We start from the raw sequence: 13,956 nt of genomic DNA on the forward strand, positions 1-13,956 counted from the left end.
CTTACTCTCCTTCCGGAGCGGTACGCACGGCGCCTCGAGGGAGTGTGAGCGCCTTGACTAGCAGCTCGATATCTTTGCGCAATTCGCTCATGCTTTCCTGACGGCCTGCCGAAATCTCTTCGAGTATCCGCAGCAGTTGCACGTCCATCGACCGCAGGCGCATCCGGCTTTCTGCATCTATACCGTCGCCTGTCCCCTGCTCGCGCATATGATCCAGCAAGGCATCCTGTCCCAACGCGACGCGTTCCAGCGCTGCCGTGACGCCTTCGCTTTCGGATTGCCTTTGATTCATGTCGCCAATCACGTCGACCAGTTGGCCCAGCTTGGCCGACAACTCCACACGGTCGCGCTCCTGCGCTGAAAATAGGTCCTGCAGCGCGTTCATCTGTTCCGACATCGTATCCAGAACCGGGGTCAGGACCGCCAGCTCGGCGCTGCTGCCTTCATCCCCTGCGGCAAATCCAACGCGTGTGATCGAGGACAGCCATTCTTCCAACTCGCGATAGAACCGGTTTTGACCGTGCCCAGCAAAAAGCTCTAGCAGACCCACGATCAGCGATCCGGCCAGCCCCAAAAGCGAGGATCCGAACGCAACGCCCATGCCCTGCAACTGCGATTCCAGCCCGACCATGAGGCGGTTGAAAACGGCAAGACCTTCTTCGCCTTCCTGCGGATTAAGGCTGCGGATCGTGTCGACAATGGCTGGAACCGTGGTGGCCAATCCAAAGAAAGTCCCCAGAAGGCCCAGATAAATCAGCACGTTGGTGATGTAGCGCGTGATCTCGCGCTCTTCTTCCACCCGTTCGGCCACCGAATCCAGAATGGACCGTGTCGAACTGGAACTGATCTGAGACCGCGCGCCGCGTTCGCGCAGCAGCGACGCCAAGGGGGCCAAAAGCTGCGGGGTGCGGGCATCTTCGCGGACAACACCGCCGACAAACGCCTCAATCCACCGGACCGAGCCAATCAATTGGGTTACCTGATAAAAACAGGCAAAGACGCCGACCACAAAGACCAGCAGGATAAACCCGTTCAGGTAAGGGTTTGCGTAAAAGACCGGCAGGACATATGGCGTCGCCATGAAGACGCCCAGCCCCGCCAAACCAATCGCGACCAGCATCGTTACGATCTGGCGAATGGGTTGCGAGAAATGCGGTCTCGCGCCCTGATGTGCCTGCGCCATGCGCGTGGTTCCCGGTTTTTTTCCTGCTCTGCGCTGAATCTAGCGAAATTCCGCCGGTTACGCCAAGGGTTTATGCGGTAATGGTCCGCACCCGTTGCGCCAACCACTCAAGATCAGAATCGTGCAGACCGATCTCGGTCAGGTGTTCAGCCGTATTATAAAGGTATTCCGTATTCGGACCGCGCCCCCCAACCGCATACGCGATTATCTGCGCCTGCTCCTCCAGCGGCATTCCCCCACAGTACTGCACATGGTCGGGGTCGATGACATAGGTCACCGCCGTCACGACCTGCCCGTCGTGCAAATGCACGTCCAGCATTTTCTCAACATAGGCCGATGAGATCAGTTCGCGGTCGCGCAGTTCCTGCAACGTGCGGTCCTCGTGCCCCGCCTCAACCGCCAGGGCCAGACCGGTGCAATTCGCGTCGGCCTGTTCATCCAAAGCCAAAACCAGCCCCGGGTCTTCTTCGGTGCCGCGATGGTGGATCGAACTCATGCAAAATGAACGTGCATATCCGTGCAAGGTGGCGTGTTCGCTTCGGGCTACGGGAAAGCCGGGATTCCACAAAAGCGACCCATATCCGAATACCCACATTGTCATTGCACTGGTCCTTGCTCGTTTGCGCCTATAAACATCAATTCCAAGGCGGGAAAAAGGGCCAACTGCCATGCGCGGTTTGATCAGAGCAGTCATATTCGTATTCGTGATCTGGAGCGCGTACTGGCTCATCGCCGGGTTTGGGCTGCGTAACGCAATAACGGCCTGGTTCGACAAGCAGGAAGAAATGGGCTGGCAAGCGGACTTCTCTGCCGTTGAAACCGCAGGCTACCCAACGCATCACGTCACACGGCTGAACAATCCAGCCCTCGCCGATCCCGTCAACGGCACCGCCTGGAGCGCGGATTGGATTGAATTCCAAAGCCCCGCGATCTGGCCGGGTCGTCAAATGCTGCGGTTCGCCGACACACCGCAGCGCCTGTCCTACTTCGATCAGACTGCAACAATTCAGGCCCGTGACCTTAAGGCAGAACTGCAATTGCAACCCGGCGTGGCCCTTGTGTTGGAAAAGATGGCACTGACGGCGGCACCATGGACCATCACAGACGATGCCAAGGCGCTGGCAGGCGGCCAGACACTTGGCTTGGTCATGGAACAAACCGATCTGCCGGAAGCCTATAACATTAGTGCGCGAATTGACGGTTTTACCCCCGGCGACGACCTGCGCGATCTCATGCGTTCAGCAACTACTCTGCCTCAGTCATTCGAGACGCTGGAGTTTGACATGACAACCACCTTCGACAAGGTGTGGGATCGCTCGGCGCTTGAACAAAGCAGGCCCCAGCCCGTTAAGATCGACCTTCACCTGGCGGAAATGAAATGGGGCGCGCTACGCCTGTTCGCGACTGGGCAACTGAACGTTGATAATCAGGGCATCCCAACCGGTGAAATAGCGATCAAAGCCGAGAACTGGCGGGACATGGTCGCCATGGCCAATGCCGCGGGCGCACTGCCCGATCAGGCCGTCAGCCCGGTGACACGCGCATTGAATTTCATGGCAGGGCTTGGCGGCAATCCCAATGCGCTGGATATGCAGTTGAATTTCCGCGACGGGTTCGTCGCCTTGGGGCCGTTGCCCCTTGGCCCAGCACCGCGCCTGATCCTGCGCTAACGGCAGTATGCCCCACGGCGATGGCGGGCCGTGTCCAAGTGGAAATGATCGCGGTGATACCGATCTGAGTTTGGCCCCAACACTGTGCCAAACGGTCCGCAAGCGCCACGCCAGACCTTGATCAACTGTTGCTGTGAGGGGTTCTTGCGCCACCCGTTCAGCACGGTCACGACTTCTCCGTCTGCCATCTTGAAGCCCGAGATATCAATTGCGCGCCCCTTACCGTGTTCAGAGATACGCGCGCCCTTTTGATTGTTTCGGGTCCGGCAGGCATAGTGCGCCGCGACTTGCAGTTCGACCACCGGACCACGTCGCTTGAAGGTCGGAATGACTGTCTTGTCCACCCATTCATTCAAAGCAATCGCTGTACCGCAGTCCATCGTCGAAGGTCGGCTTAACGCGACACCCGAGATGGACGTGATCTGAACCGCATCCTTGATCCCGCAGGCCTTGATCTTGCCGGGAACCTTACCAACGGCCTTGCCCTGTATTTGTATATCCCCGCAGACGGACCCTTTGCGAAGCTTGCGCTTTTTGAACAACGCCTCCTGTTCCAGCGCTTTTGGGCGCAGATAGGGCATCAGGGACGTATCCGGCCCCAGTGTCGGCACATCCAACGGGCGCGCGGCGACCGCGAGAACCTGTGCTGAAACAGGACGCAACTCAGGGCGCAGCTTGGACGGGTTTGGGCTTGCAAAAGCCAGGACCGGGGCGGCAGAGGGCCGCGTCATCGGGACCAATGAATGCTCCAAAGGGGCCGAGTTCAAAAGCGTGGCGCTGAACGCCACAATTCCAACCGCCAGAACCCTTTGGAAACGTATCATGGACCAGCTTTCCCCCGTCCGAAGTCGGGGGCATCAGTATCCTGCCCCGCATCAATGATCCCACGGCGGATCGCGCGAGTCCGTGTGAAATAGTCGAACAATTGATCGCCATCACCGGTACGAATAGCCCGCTGCAGGGCGAAAAGCTCTTCGGTGAAGCGGCCCAGAATTTCCAGCGTTGCATCCTTGTTGGTCAGGAACACGTCGCGCCACATGGTCGGGTCCGACGCTGCGATGCGCGTAAAGTCCCGGAACCCGGCAGCGGAATACTTGATGACTTCGCTATCGGTCACCCGGCGCAAGTCATCCGCCACACCGACCATCGTGTAGGCTATCAGGTGCGGCGCGTGCGATGTTACGGCCAGAACCAGATCGTGGTGATCCGCATCCATCTCATCGACGTTGGAGCCCATCCCCTCCCACAGCGCACGCAATTGCGCGACGGCTTCGGGGTCGGTGCCTTCGACCGGCACCAACAGACACCAACGGTTGTCGAACAACTCTGCAAAACCAGCTTCGGGGCCGGAATGTTCTGTTCCCGCAAGCGGATGAGCCGGAATGAAATGGACGCCCTCGGGGATATGCGGCGACACCGCCTCGATCACATGGCGTTTGACCGAGCCCACATCCGATACGGTTGCACCCGGCTTCAATACTGGCGCTATATCGGCGGCTACCGCTCCCATCGCGCCGACTGGCACACAGAGAACGACCAGATCGGCCCCTTCAACGGCCTCCTGAGCCGTATCGCAGACCCGATCGCACAGGCCGATCTTGCGCGCGGTTTCGCGCGTCGCCTGGGACCGGGCGTACCCCGTCACCTCACCCGCCAGACCCGCGCGTTTGATGGCCCAGAACATCGAAGATGCAATTAGGCCCAGCCCGATCAGCGCGACACGGTCGTAAACTTGGGTCATGCGGCGCCCTCTTTGAATTCAGTGATCGCCGCAACGACGCGGCGGCAGGCTTCTTCGTCGCCCACGGTGATCCGCAAAGCGTTCGGCAGGTTGTAACCTGCCACACGGCGCACGATCAAACCCTGCGTTTTCAAGTAATCGTCACATGCCTCGGCTTCGGCCTGATCGCGGAACCGCGCGAGAATAAAATTCGTGCTGGACGGGTCCGACGGCACGCCGATCTTGGCAAGTTCATCCGCCAGCCACACCCGCAGTCGCGCATTTTCTGTGTGACAGAAGGTTAGATACTCTTCATCCTTGATCGCGGCTTCCGCCGCAGCCAGCGCGGTCAGCGACAGGTTGAAGGGCTGACGCACCCGGTTCAGCACCTCGATGATCGACTGCGCGGCATAGCCCCAGCCGACGCGCATCCCACCAAGCCCATAAATCTTGGAGAACGTCCGGGTCATGATCACGTTCTCGAACCGGTCCACCAGTGCGGCCCCACCGTCGAAATCCGCGACAAATTCCGCATAGGCCCCGTCGATGACCATCAGGCACGATTGCGGAAGGGCCTCGGCCAACCGCACCAACTCGACCTCGGGGATCATGGTCGAGGTTGGGTTACCCGGATTGGTCACAAACACGATCCGTGTCTGCCCGGTTACGGCCGCCAGAATATTATCGACATCCACGCGACGGTCCGTCTCGGGCACCATGACCGGAGTTGCCCCCGCCATCTTTGCGATGATGGGGTACATAGAAAAGCCGTGCTCGGTATAGATGACCTCATCCCCCGGACCCGCATAGGCTTGGGCCACAAATTGCAGCACCTCATCACTGCCCACGCCGCAGATAATCCGCGCCGGGTCCAGACCGTGACGCGCACCAATCGCAGCGCGCAGGCTGGCGTGGTCGGTACTGGGATAGCGATTCAAGGTGGCCGCACTGTCGCGCACAGCCTCTATCGCCTTTGGGCTGGGACCAAATGGGTTTTCATTGGAACTCAGCTTGATCACATGCTCCACCCCGGCCACATGCGACTGTCCGCCCTGATAGAGCGCGATGTCCATAATGCCGGGTTGCGGGGTGATCTTCGTCATAAGAGGCTCCGTTTATTGAAGCCTCTCATACCTGTCTCAACGCCTTGAGAAAAGCGGCAATTCCGTCACGCCGCTTTGAAGCGGGCCGTTGCCGGATCAGCGTTGTAATAGGGCGCGAATTCCTCAGTCCGGTGGGACAGGTCATTGACGCTGTCGATTATGAATTGAACCGTCTCATCGCTCATCAGGTACGAAAAATTCAGACGCACCCAGCCCGGTTTCTTCATCTCTTCCCCCGCCGACAAAGCCGCATGTAGCCCCTCGGAAGCAGCCTGGTCGATTCCCAGCAAACGATGCGCATAAGGTCCGGCGCAGGCGCAGCCCCCGCGCGCCTGAATACCGTAGATGTCGCTAAGCATCCGGGTGAAGAGTTGCTGATGAACCGGATGACCCGCATTGTCCCGCACAAGGAAGGAATAAATCGGCAGCCGATGCGGATGATCCGCACCCAACAGGGTCAGGTTCGGGTTGTCGCCCCACCCGTTCAAAGCCATTTGGTTATAGCGCTCTTCCCGTCTGGCGATCTCATCCGTGCCAACCACATCCTTGACGATAAAGGCCAGCGCGGCCCGAATATCTCCGATTACGTTTGGTGTTCCTGCTTCCTCGCGCGTGGCAAGGTCTTCGCTGTAATCGTGCCGCCACGGTGAAACGAAACTGACGGTGCCACCGCCCGGCCAACTGGGGCAGTTGCGTTTGACCGCAGCCTTGTTGACGATCAAAACCCCCGATGCACCCGGCCCGCCAGGAAATTTGTGGGGCGAAACGACGATAGCGTCCTTGCGCGCATCTTCAGGCCCCATGTCCATTGGCAGGTACGGCCCGCCCCCCGCATAGTCCCAAACAGACAAGGCCCCATGATTCTTGAGCAACCGCGTTACCGGGTCCGGGTCGGTAACGATGCCGGTCACGTTTGATGCCGCCGAGAATGACCCGATGATCAAGTCCGACGCGGCATGATCTACCAGCATCTGCTCCAATACGTCGAGGTCGATGCCACCTTCTGGTGCCTCAGGAATCTCGATCACACGCGCTTTGCTTTCACGCCAGGGCAGAATGTTGGAATGGTGTTCATAAGGGCCGATAAATACAACCGGCCGGTCAGCCGCCTCCACACCAAGCAGACTGACCAGCCGATTGAGACCCGCAGTGGCGCCGGCCCCAGTGAAGATCACCGCGTCCTCTTCCTTGGCACCAACAATGCGAGCGATCTCTGCGCGTGCCTCAAGGCGCAGACGGGTCATGTAAGACCCGCAATAGGAAGCCTCGGTATGGCTGTTTGCATAGAAGGGCAGCACCTGCTCGGCGACAAAATCCTCGACCTGCCGCAGCGCCCGACCCGAGGCGACGTAATCCGCGTATACCAGCGGAACATCCCCATGCAGACCCGGAATCAGAGCATTCTCTCCGATCAATCCGTCACGCAGATTTGTGATAGGAGTGGTGGCTTCTAGTGCTGCGCGAAATTTGGATAAGGTCATTTTTGGGCTCCGTATTGCACCATCAAATATGATTGAGATCAACCGAATAAACTTCACCATTCTTTTGATGGTTTTTCGAATTTTTGTGTCATATGATTAGAAATGTCGAAAAAAATAGATCAAATAGACAATCGAATACTGCGTGAACTTCAGAAGGACGCGACCCTGTCACAGCGGGAATTGGCAGATCGTGTCGGGTTGTCGCAAAACGCATGCTGGCGCCGATTGAAGGCGTTGAACGAGGATGGGGTTATCACCGGTTCATCAGCCCGAATCTCGCGCGAGAAATTGGGCCTGAACCTGATTGTCTTTGTCATGCTGCGCACCCGTCACCATTCTGCAGAATGGCTACAATCTTTCCGAAGCCACGTTCTGACCATTCCCGAAGTTGTGGATTTCCACCGGATCGGTGGAGACTATGACTATCAACTGAAAGTGGTGACCGAAGACATGGTGGCCTATGACAAGGTCTATCAGCGTTTGATCGAAAAGGTCGAACTGGACAGTGTGACTTCGTATTTCGCAATGGAAGCTATTGCCGAAGGGCGACCGCTGCCGATCTGATCCGCCTCTTCATCTGGCCAGAAATATCCCGGGCGAGTCGCGCAGCGACGGGGGCAGAGCCCCTCCACAAACAAAAAAAGACCGCGCTGAAAGCGCGGCCCTTTGGATCATGTGTATCGGCGAAGATTAGTTCTTCGCGTAGAATTCGACGACCAGGTTCGGTTCCATCATGACCGGGTAAGGCACATCGCTCAGGCCCGGTGCACGAACGAAAGTCGCGGTCATTTTCGAGTGATCAGCGTCGATGTAGTCAGGCACATCACGCTCGGCCAGTGCGACAGCTTCCAGAACAACAGCCAGTTGCTTGGACTTGTCACGCACTTCGATCACATCGCCTTCTTTGACGCGGTAGCTGGGGATGTTGACCCGCTTGCCGTTCACTTTGACGTGGCCGTGGTTCACGAACTGACGCGCAGCAAACACGGTCGGAACGAACTTGGCGCGGTAGACGACGGCGTCCAGACGACGCTCCAGCAGACCGATCAGGTTTTCACCGGTGTCGCCTTTGACACGCTCGGCTTCGGCGTAGATGCGGCGGAACTGCTTCTCGGTCAGGTCACCATAGTAGCCTTTCAGCTTCTGCTTGGCGCGCAGCTGCAGACCGAAGTCCGACAGTTTACCCTTGCGGCGCTGACCGTGCTGGCCGGGGCCATATTCACGACGGTTGATCGGGGACTTCGGACGACCCCAGATGTTTTCGCCCATCCGGCGGTCGATTTTGTACTTGGCAGACGTGCGTTTGGTCACGGCTGATCTCCTTCGATTAGATCGAGGCCCATGCAGGCCACTATGAAGGGCGTTGTCCTCTTGAGGTTTCCCCCATGACAGGCATCCCCTTGCGGGGGCCACCAACACCAATGAAGCCGCGCTTATATCCGCAGAAGCGGCAGAGTCAACACACCGATTGACACATAACCAGAGTTTTCAGAAACCTTTTGCCGGTCGCTTAGTCCAGCGCGGTACCCACATTCACCGCAGGCAGGGGCGCAAGCTCGCGGTGGTCTGCATTTGCCTGCAATCTAGCGGAAAACGCAACGACCCGATCATCGCCCTGAACCGCCTCGCCGCTGTATTGACGCAACTGAACAAGTTCGCTCACCCAATAGTCCTGATCGCGGTCCGGGCATCCGTTGTCGAAGACAAGAACCGGTGCTGGGTCGTCCGGGACGGCATACAGCAAACCGGTGAATTCCTGCGCGCCGTTGGTCAGAACAACTACACCTGCCTCAGAGCCGTCCAAATCATCTATGGACAAAAACCGCTTTGGCATAAACACCGCCTGCTCAACCGAATCCACCACAGTCATAACTTGGCCCCGCCAAGACCATGCAGCACCGATGTTCAGAAACGAAAGAGGTGCGGCCTCGAGCCCATCGAGTTCCGTCTGCCTCCATTGGATGACTACACGACCGCTTTGCCCGGCTCTCATTTTGTACCGCCTGCACCCTTCAACATGTCACTGCTCACGTGGTCGTTCATATCAGCGAAGAATCTGGCAGAAAAGAGACGTTAATATACTGTTAACAAAAATGTGGCTAAAGAGATTCAACTTTTGGACGCCAGCGGGAAACTATCCCGCCGGCGAAAGGGTAATTACAGCCACCTTATAACAGATCGTTTAGCCGCACTTGGAATGCCCGCAGCTTCGGCAGGTCATGCAGCCCTCGATCATTACCATATCGAACTGCCCGCAAGACGGGCACGCCTTGCCGCGTGGCCCATCCATGTTCACCACTTGCGCCTGCGGGTCGGACTTGAGGCCCATTCCCTCGCCTTCCAGAAATCCGATGTTGATAAGGTGTTGTTCAATAACGCCCCCAATCGCAGCAAGGATCGACGGGATGTACTTGCCCTGAACCCAGGCCCCGCCGCGCGGGTCGAACACGGCCTTCAGCTCTTCCACCACGAATGACACATCTCCACCACGCCGGAACACGGCCGAGATCATCCGGGTCAGCGCCAGCGTCCAGGCGTAATGCTCCATATTTTTCGAGTTGATGAACACCTCGAACGGACGACGGCGACCACCGATGACGATATCGTTGATGGTCAGGTAGATTGCGTGCTCGCTATCGGGCCATTTCAGCTTGTAGGTCGAACCCTCCAGCGATTGCGGCCGGTCCAGTGGTTCGGACATGTAGATCACGTCGCCCCCGTCGACTTCATGCGGGGCGTCGGCGCTTTCACCGGGCACCTTGTCATCGCTTTCAGAAACAGTCAGGACCGATCCGGTCACGTCATTGGGGCGATAGGTCGTGCAGCCCTTGCAGCCCTGATCCCAAGCCTGCATGTAGACGTCCTTGAACGCGTCAAAGCTGATATCCTCGGGGCAGTTGATCGTCTTGGAAATCGAGCTATCGATCCATTTCTGCGCCGCCGCCTGCATTTTGACGTGATCCGACGGGGACAGGGTTTGCGCGTTCACGAAATAATCGGGCAAGGCGGTATCGCCGAACTTGTCGCGCCACATCTGCACGGCATAATCCACGACCTCTTCCTCGGTGCGCGAGCCATCTTTCTGCAGCACCTTGCGCGTATAGGCATAGGCAAAGACCGGCTCGATCCCCGAAGACACATTGCCTGCGTATAGGGAAATCGTCCCTGTCGGCGCGATCGAGGTCAGCAAAGCGTTGCGAATGCCGTGTTCGCGAATGGCTTCTCGCACATCCTCATCCATCTGCTGCATGGTGCCGCTGGCTAGATATTTCTCGGCGTCGAACAAAGGGAACGCGCCTTTTTCCTTCGCCAAATCCACCGACGCCAGATACGCGGCGCGGGCGATCGCGTGCAACCAGCGTTCGGTCTGACGCGCCGCCTCGTCCGAGCCATAGCGCAGACCCAGCATCAACAGCGCATCGGCCAGCCCGGTCACACCCAGTCCGATACGGCGCTTGTCCTGCGCCTCGGCTTCTTGTTCGATCAGCGGGAATTTCGACGCATCCACCACGTTGTCCATCATCCGGACGGCTGTAGCGACCAGATCCTGCAACGCGGCCTCATCCAGATGAGCGGCGTCCTCGAAAGGTTCCGCCACCAGCCGCGCAAGGTTGATCGAGCCCAACAGACACGCGCCATATGGCGGCAGGGGCTGCTCGCCACAGGGGTTCGTCGCCGCAATGGTTTCCACATAGCTCAGGTTGTTGGCCTGATTGATGCGGTCGATGAAGATCACGCCCGGCTCGGCATAATCATAGGTAGCCTGCATGATCTTGTTCCACAGATCACGCGCTTGCACCGTTTGATAGACCTTGCCGTCAAAGACTAATTCCCACGGTCCGTCGGCCTTGACCGCTTCCATAAACGGGTCCGTAACCAGCACCGACATGTTGAACATGCGCAAACGGGCGGGGTCGGACTTGGCGGTAATGAATTGCTCGATATCGGGGTGATCGCAGCGCATCGTCGCCATCATCGCCCCACGGCGCGAACCAGCGGACATGATGGTGCGGCACATCGCGTCCCACACATCCATGAACGACAGCGGGCCAGAGGCATCCGCAGCTACCCCATGCACATCCGCGCCGCGCGGTCGGATGGTCGAGAAATCGTAACCGATCCCCCCGCCCTGCTGCATGGTCAATGCGGCCTCTTTCAGCATATCGAAAATGCCGCCCATGCTGTCGGGAATAGTGCCCATGACAAAGCAGTTGAACAGCGTCACCTGACGCGCGGTCCCCGCGCCCGCAGTGATGCGCCCGGCGGGGAGATATTTGAAATCCTCCAGCGCCTCAAAGAACTTGTCCTCCCAATGGGCCGCGTCTTTTTCCACACGCGCCAGATCGCGGGCGATGCGCCGCCAGCTATCCTCGACTGTTTGGTCAATAGGTGTGCCATCCGCCTGCTTGAAGCGGTATTTCATGTCCCAGATCTGCTCGGCGATGGGGGCGGCAAAGCGGCTCATTGGTGATTCCCTGTCCTGAAAGAGGTATCCAGACTACCTCAAATCACAACAAAACCACAACACCTTGATAGCATCGCCATGCAAGCTACAATATAGGGGTGGGCCTTGGGACGACTCTGTGGGAAAGCTGTGGATAAGTACGTAAACCTCATCAAACTTTCGGTTGGATCGGAAAGTGTCGATACGTTGATGGCGTGGCAGGACAGCCGCAAACCACTGTATGAGGACGGCTGCCCGCGGCATGTCACCCGCATGTGGCCCAAGCGCGAGGCCGAGATTTTGAACGGTGGATCAATCTATTGGGTGATCAAAGGCGTGATTCAATGCCGCCAACGTATCCAGCGTCTGGATGAAGTGCGCGGAGAGGACGGCATCCGCCGATGCGCCATCGTGCTGGACCCCGAAGTGCACCGCACCCAGAACGCCCTGAAGCGCCCCTTTCAAGGCTGGCGCTATTTGAAACCCGAGGATACTCCGGCCGATCTGCCCAAGGGCCGCGAGCAGGACGACGCCCTGCCCGACGATCTGAACCGCGCATTGGCGGATATCGGGGTGCTTTAGCCCAAGCGGTCCAGCAGTTCGGACAGAACGGCTTTGTCCTCAGCCTCATACTTGGCCACACGGCTACGCCACAGCGTCGCCTGCGACTGCAGGATTAGCCCGTCGGTCAGGATTTTCAGGTGGTTCGCCCGCAGCGTTTCTCCGGTCGAGGTGATGTCAGCAATCGCCTCGGCGGTTTCGTTCATCACGGTGCCTTCGGTCGCACCCTGACTGTCGACCAGAGTGTAGTCGGCCACGCCTGCATCGGTCAGGAATTCCCGCACCAGCCGGTGATACTTGGTCGCAATCCGCAGTCGGTGACCGTGGGTCTTGCGGAAGGCTGCCGCCGCCGCGTCCAGATCGTCCAGCGTATCCACGTCCACCCAACAGGCCGGGGTCGCGATGATCAGGTCCGCCTTGCCGAAACCAAGCTGTGATATCTGTTCGACCTGCTGTTCCCAGCGCGGCAGTTTCTCATGCACCAGATCAATGCCAGTCACACCCAGATGAATGCGTCCGGCCGCCAGTTCGCGTGGGATTTCTCCTGCCGACAACAGGATCAGTGAAACACCGTCGATCCCGTCGACTTTACCCGCATATTCCCGGTCCGATCCGCTGCGCGACAGGGTGATGCCGCGCTTTTCGAACCAGCCAAAGGTCTTGTCCATCAACCGGCCCTTCGAGGGCACGCCCAGTTTCAAACTCATTGCGCGGCCTCCTCGATCTCAAGCATCAGGTCAGGGCGAATGACGCCACCTACGGCCGGAATTTCAGCCCCGTTCCCCAACTGCCGGGTCAGCGCGTCATAGCGCCCGCCGGTTGCGATGGGCGGCAGGTCGGGGCGTCCTTCGGCGTAGAAACCGAAAACAAAGCCGTCGTAATATTCCATCGACGTGCGCCCATAGGCGGCTTCGAAATCCAGCCGCTCGACATCCACACCACACGCTTGCAGCGACGCGACCCGCGCCTCGAGCCTGTCCAACGCCGGGGTGATCTGCGGCAAATCCACCGCCACATCTCGCAGTTGCTCCAGCGCGAAGGGCATCGTTTCGCGCACGTTCAACAGGGTTTCCAGCCCGACAAGTTCGTTATCCGAAATCGGAGGCGTATCGCGATCTTCGCGCAGCGCGGCGATCCGCGCCTCAATCTCGGCGGCCCGGCGTTTGCCGATCATAGGCGCATCTGTCGCCAAAGGATCTTTGGCATCCAGAAGCGTGTCGCGCCCTTCGGGGCCAGGCTTACGCCCGGCAAAGCGATCCAAAAGAACGCGGAACCGGCGAGGCCGCCACAAGTGCCGCATCAGCGCGGCTTTGCGGCGGTCGGTGGTTTTCAGCCCCGCAACGGCGGCGGTCAGGATACCGATATCCCCGGTCGCCGCGCGCAGCGGCAAGCCACGTAGTTGCAGCGCAAACAACGAGAACACCTCGGCATCCGCGCCTGCGGGGTCGTTGCGGTCAAATACCTCGTACCCAACCTGAATGTATTCGTTCGAGCGGTCCGGATCATGCTCTTGCCGCCGGAACACCTCGCCCGAATAGGTATAGCGCGCAGGCTCGGCCCCCTCGCGCATGTGCATCTGCACCACGGGCAGGGTGAAGTCCGGGCGCAGCATCTGCTCGCCCCGCAGCGCGTCCGAGGTCACATAGGCGCGCGCGCGGATATCCTCGCCATAAAGGTCCAGCAGCGTGTCGGCCGGTTGCAGCAGCGGAGGATCCACGACCTGCGCGCCTGCGGCCTCGAACCTGACGCGCATCATCGCGGCACGGGCCTGTATCTGGGAACGGTTGGGCATAG

At 58.9% G+C, this 13,956-nt stretch carries 14 protein-coding genes; 3 read left to right on the plus strand and 11 right to left on the minus strand.

The window, feature by feature from the left end:
- Nucleotide 1: 1 nt before the first annotated feature.
- A complete protein-coding gene (locus tag RUESEDTHA_RS03480) occupies nt 2-1,183 on the minus strand; it encodes a biopolymer transporter ExbB (protein WP_171127019.1) in 1,182 nt (393 codons plus the stop codon).
- Nucleotides 1,184-1,253: 70 nt separating this feature from the next.
- A complete protein-coding gene (locus RUESEDTHA_RS03485) occupies nt 1,254-1,784 on the minus strand; it encodes a gamma-glutamylcyclotransferase (RefSeq protein WP_180884388.1) in 531 nt (176 codons plus the stop codon).
- Between the two features lie 67 nt (nt 1,785-1,851).
- On the opposite strand from RUESEDTHA_RS03485, the gene RUESEDTHA_RS03490 reads away from it, so the two are divergent.
- Entirely contained in the window at nt 1,852-2,853 is a 1,002-nt protein-coding gene (locus RUESEDTHA_RS03490) for a DUF2125 domain-containing protein (RefSeq protein WP_180884390.1), read from the plus strand.
- Here RUESEDTHA_RS03490 and RUESEDTHA_RS03495 read toward each other — a convergent pair.
- From RUESEDTHA_RS03495 to RUESEDTHA_RS03510, 4 genes are all read right to left on the minus strand, one after another.
- The gene (locus RUESEDTHA_RS03495; protein ID WP_180884392.1) at nt 2,850-3,677 is read right to left on the minus strand and encodes an extensin family protein; all 828 of its coding nucleotides are present in this window, start codon (nt 3,675-3,677) and stop codon (nt 2,850-2,852) included. The genes RUESEDTHA_RS03490 and RUESEDTHA_RS03495 overlap by 4 nt on opposite strands.
- Nucleotides 3,674-4,594: a prephenate/arogenate dehydrogenase family protein gene (locus RUESEDTHA_RS03500; RefSeq protein ID WP_180884394.1), complete on the minus strand. Its 921-nt coding sequence runs from the start codon at nt 4,592-4,594 to the stop codon at nt 3,674-3,676. Before RUESEDTHA_RS03500 ends, RUESEDTHA_RS03495 begins: the two co-directional genes overlap by 4 nt.
- The gene (hisC, locus tag RUESEDTHA_RS03505; RefSeq protein ID WP_180884396.1) at nt 4,591-5,676 is read right to left on the minus strand and encodes a histidinol-phosphate transaminase; all 1,086 of its coding nucleotides are present in this window, start codon (nt 5,674-5,676) and stop codon (nt 4,591-4,593) included. Before hisC ends, RUESEDTHA_RS03500 begins: the two co-directional genes overlap by 4 nt.
- A 65-nt stretch (nt 5,677-5,741) precedes the next feature.
- Nucleotides 5,742-7,157: an aminotransferase class V-fold PLP-dependent enzyme gene (locus RUESEDTHA_RS03510; protein WP_180884398.1), complete on the minus strand. Its 1,416-nt coding sequence runs from the start codon at nt 7,155-7,157 to the stop codon at nt 5,742-5,744.
- Nucleotides 7,158-7,259: 102 nt separating this feature from the next.
- On the opposite strand from RUESEDTHA_RS03510, the gene RUESEDTHA_RS03515 reads away from it, so the two are divergent.
- On the plus strand, nt 7,260-7,721 hold the full coding sequence (locus RUESEDTHA_RS03515; RefSeq protein ID WP_171120176.1) for an Lrp/AsnC family transcriptional regulator: 462 nt from the start codon (nt 7,260-7,262) through the stop codon (nt 7,719-7,721).
- Between the two features lie 126 nt (nt 7,722-7,847).
- Here RUESEDTHA_RS03515 and rpsD read toward each other — a convergent pair whose 3' ends face one another.
- The 3 genes from rpsD to RUESEDTHA_RS03530 form a co-directional block, all read right to left on the minus strand.
- Nucleotides 7,848-8,468: a 30S ribosomal protein S4 gene (rpsD, locus tag RUESEDTHA_RS03520; RefSeq protein WP_170325974.1), complete on the minus strand. Its 621-nt coding sequence runs from the start codon at nt 8,466-8,468 to the stop codon at nt 7,848-7,850.
- Nucleotides 8,469-8,667: 199 nt separating this feature from the next.
- Nucleotides 8,668-9,027 (minus strand): hypothetical protein, encoded by a 360-nt coding sequence (locus tag RUESEDTHA_RS03525; protein WP_180884400.1) that lies wholly within the window; start codon nt 9,025-9,027, stop codon nt 8,668-8,670.
- Between the two features lie 312 nt (nt 9,028-9,339).
- Entirely contained in the window at nt 9,340-11,622 is a 2,283-nt protein-coding gene (locus RUESEDTHA_RS03530) for an adenosylcobalamin-dependent ribonucleoside-diphosphate reductase (RefSeq protein WP_180884401.1), read from the minus strand.
- A 129-nt stretch (nt 11,623-11,751) separates the two neighbouring features.
- Here RUESEDTHA_RS03530 and RUESEDTHA_RS03535 point away from each other — a divergent pair, with 129 nt between their 5' ends.
- Nucleotides 11,752-12,183 (plus strand): DUF1489 family protein, encoded by a 432-nt coding sequence (locus RUESEDTHA_RS03535; protein ID WP_180884403.1) that lies wholly within the window; start codon nt 11,752-11,754, stop codon nt 12,181-12,183.
- Here RUESEDTHA_RS03535 and hisG read toward each other — a convergent pair.
- A complete protein-coding gene (gene hisG, locus RUESEDTHA_RS03540) occupies nt 12,180-12,869 on the minus strand; it encodes an ATP phosphoribosyltransferase (RefSeq protein ID WP_180884405.1) in 690 nt (229 codons plus the stop codon). The genes RUESEDTHA_RS03535 and hisG overlap by 4 nt on opposite strands.
- The gene (locus tag RUESEDTHA_RS03545; RefSeq protein WP_180884408.1) at nt 12,866-13,954 is read right to left on the minus strand and encodes an ATP phosphoribosyltransferase regulatory subunit; all 1,089 of its coding nucleotides are present in this window, start codon (nt 13,952-13,954) and stop codon (nt 12,866-12,868) included. The genes hisG and RUESEDTHA_RS03545 overlap by 4 nt, the downstream gene beginning before the upstream one ends.
- Nucleotides 13,955-13,956: the final 2 nt, after the last annotated feature.

It is taken from the genome of Ruegeria sp. THAF57, from assembly GCF_903914075.1.
In the GTDB taxonomy this organism is placed as follows: domain Bacteria; phylum Pseudomonadota; class Alphaproteobacteria; order Rhodobacterales; family Rhodobacteraceae; genus Ruegeria.

Excerpts from the sequence above, each read along its gene's own strand:
- RUESEDTHA_RS03525 (WP_180884400.1), bottom strand. The coding sequence starts at position 9,027 with ATGACTGTGGTGGATTCGGTTGAGCAGGCGGTGTTTATGCCAAAGCGG.
- RUESEDTHA_RS03500 (WP_180884394.1), bottom strand. The coding sequence starts at position 4,594 with ATGACCCAAGTTTACGACCGTGTCGCGCTGATCGGGCTGGGCCTAATT.
- hisG (WP_180884405.1), bottom strand. The coding sequence starts at position 12,869 with ATGAGTTTGAAACTGGGCGTGCCCTCGAAGGGCCGGTTGATGGACAAG.
- RUESEDTHA_RS03490 (WP_180884390.1), top strand. The coding sequence starts at position 1,852 with ATGCGCGGTTTGATCAGAGCAGTCATATTCGTATTCGTGATCTGGAGC.
- RUESEDTHA_RS03485 (WP_180884388.1), bottom strand. The coding sequence starts at position 1,784 with ATGACAATGTGGGTATTCGGATATGGGTCGCTTTTGTGGAATCCCGGC.
- RUESEDTHA_RS03530 (WP_180884401.1), bottom strand. The coding sequence starts at position 11,622 with ATGAGCCGCTTTGCCGCCCCCATCGCCGAGCAGATCTGGGACATGAAA.
- RUESEDTHA_RS03480 (WP_171127019.1), bottom strand. The coding sequence starts at position 1,183 with ATGGCGCAGGCACATCAGGGCGCGAGACCGCATTTCTCGCAACCCATT.
- RUESEDTHA_RS03515 (WP_171120176.1), top strand. The coding sequence starts at position 7,260 with ATGTCGAAAAAAATAGATCAAATAGACAATCGAATACTGCGTGAACTT.
- RUESEDTHA_RS03545 (WP_180884408.1), bottom strand. The coding sequence starts at position 13,954 with ATGCCCAACCGTTCCCAGATACAGGCCCGTGCCGCGATGATGCGCGTC.
- RUESEDTHA_RS03495 (WP_180884392.1), bottom strand. The coding sequence starts at position 3,677 with ATGATACGTTTCCAAAGGGTTCTGGCGGTTGGAATTGTGGCGTTCAGC.
- hisC (WP_180884396.1), bottom strand. The coding sequence starts at position 5,676 with ATGACGAAGATCACCCCGCAACCCGGCATTATGGACATCGCGCTCTAT.
- RUESEDTHA_RS03510 (WP_180884398.1), bottom strand. The coding sequence starts at position 7,157 with ATGACCTTATCCAAATTTCGCGCAGCACTAGAAGCCACCACTCCTATC.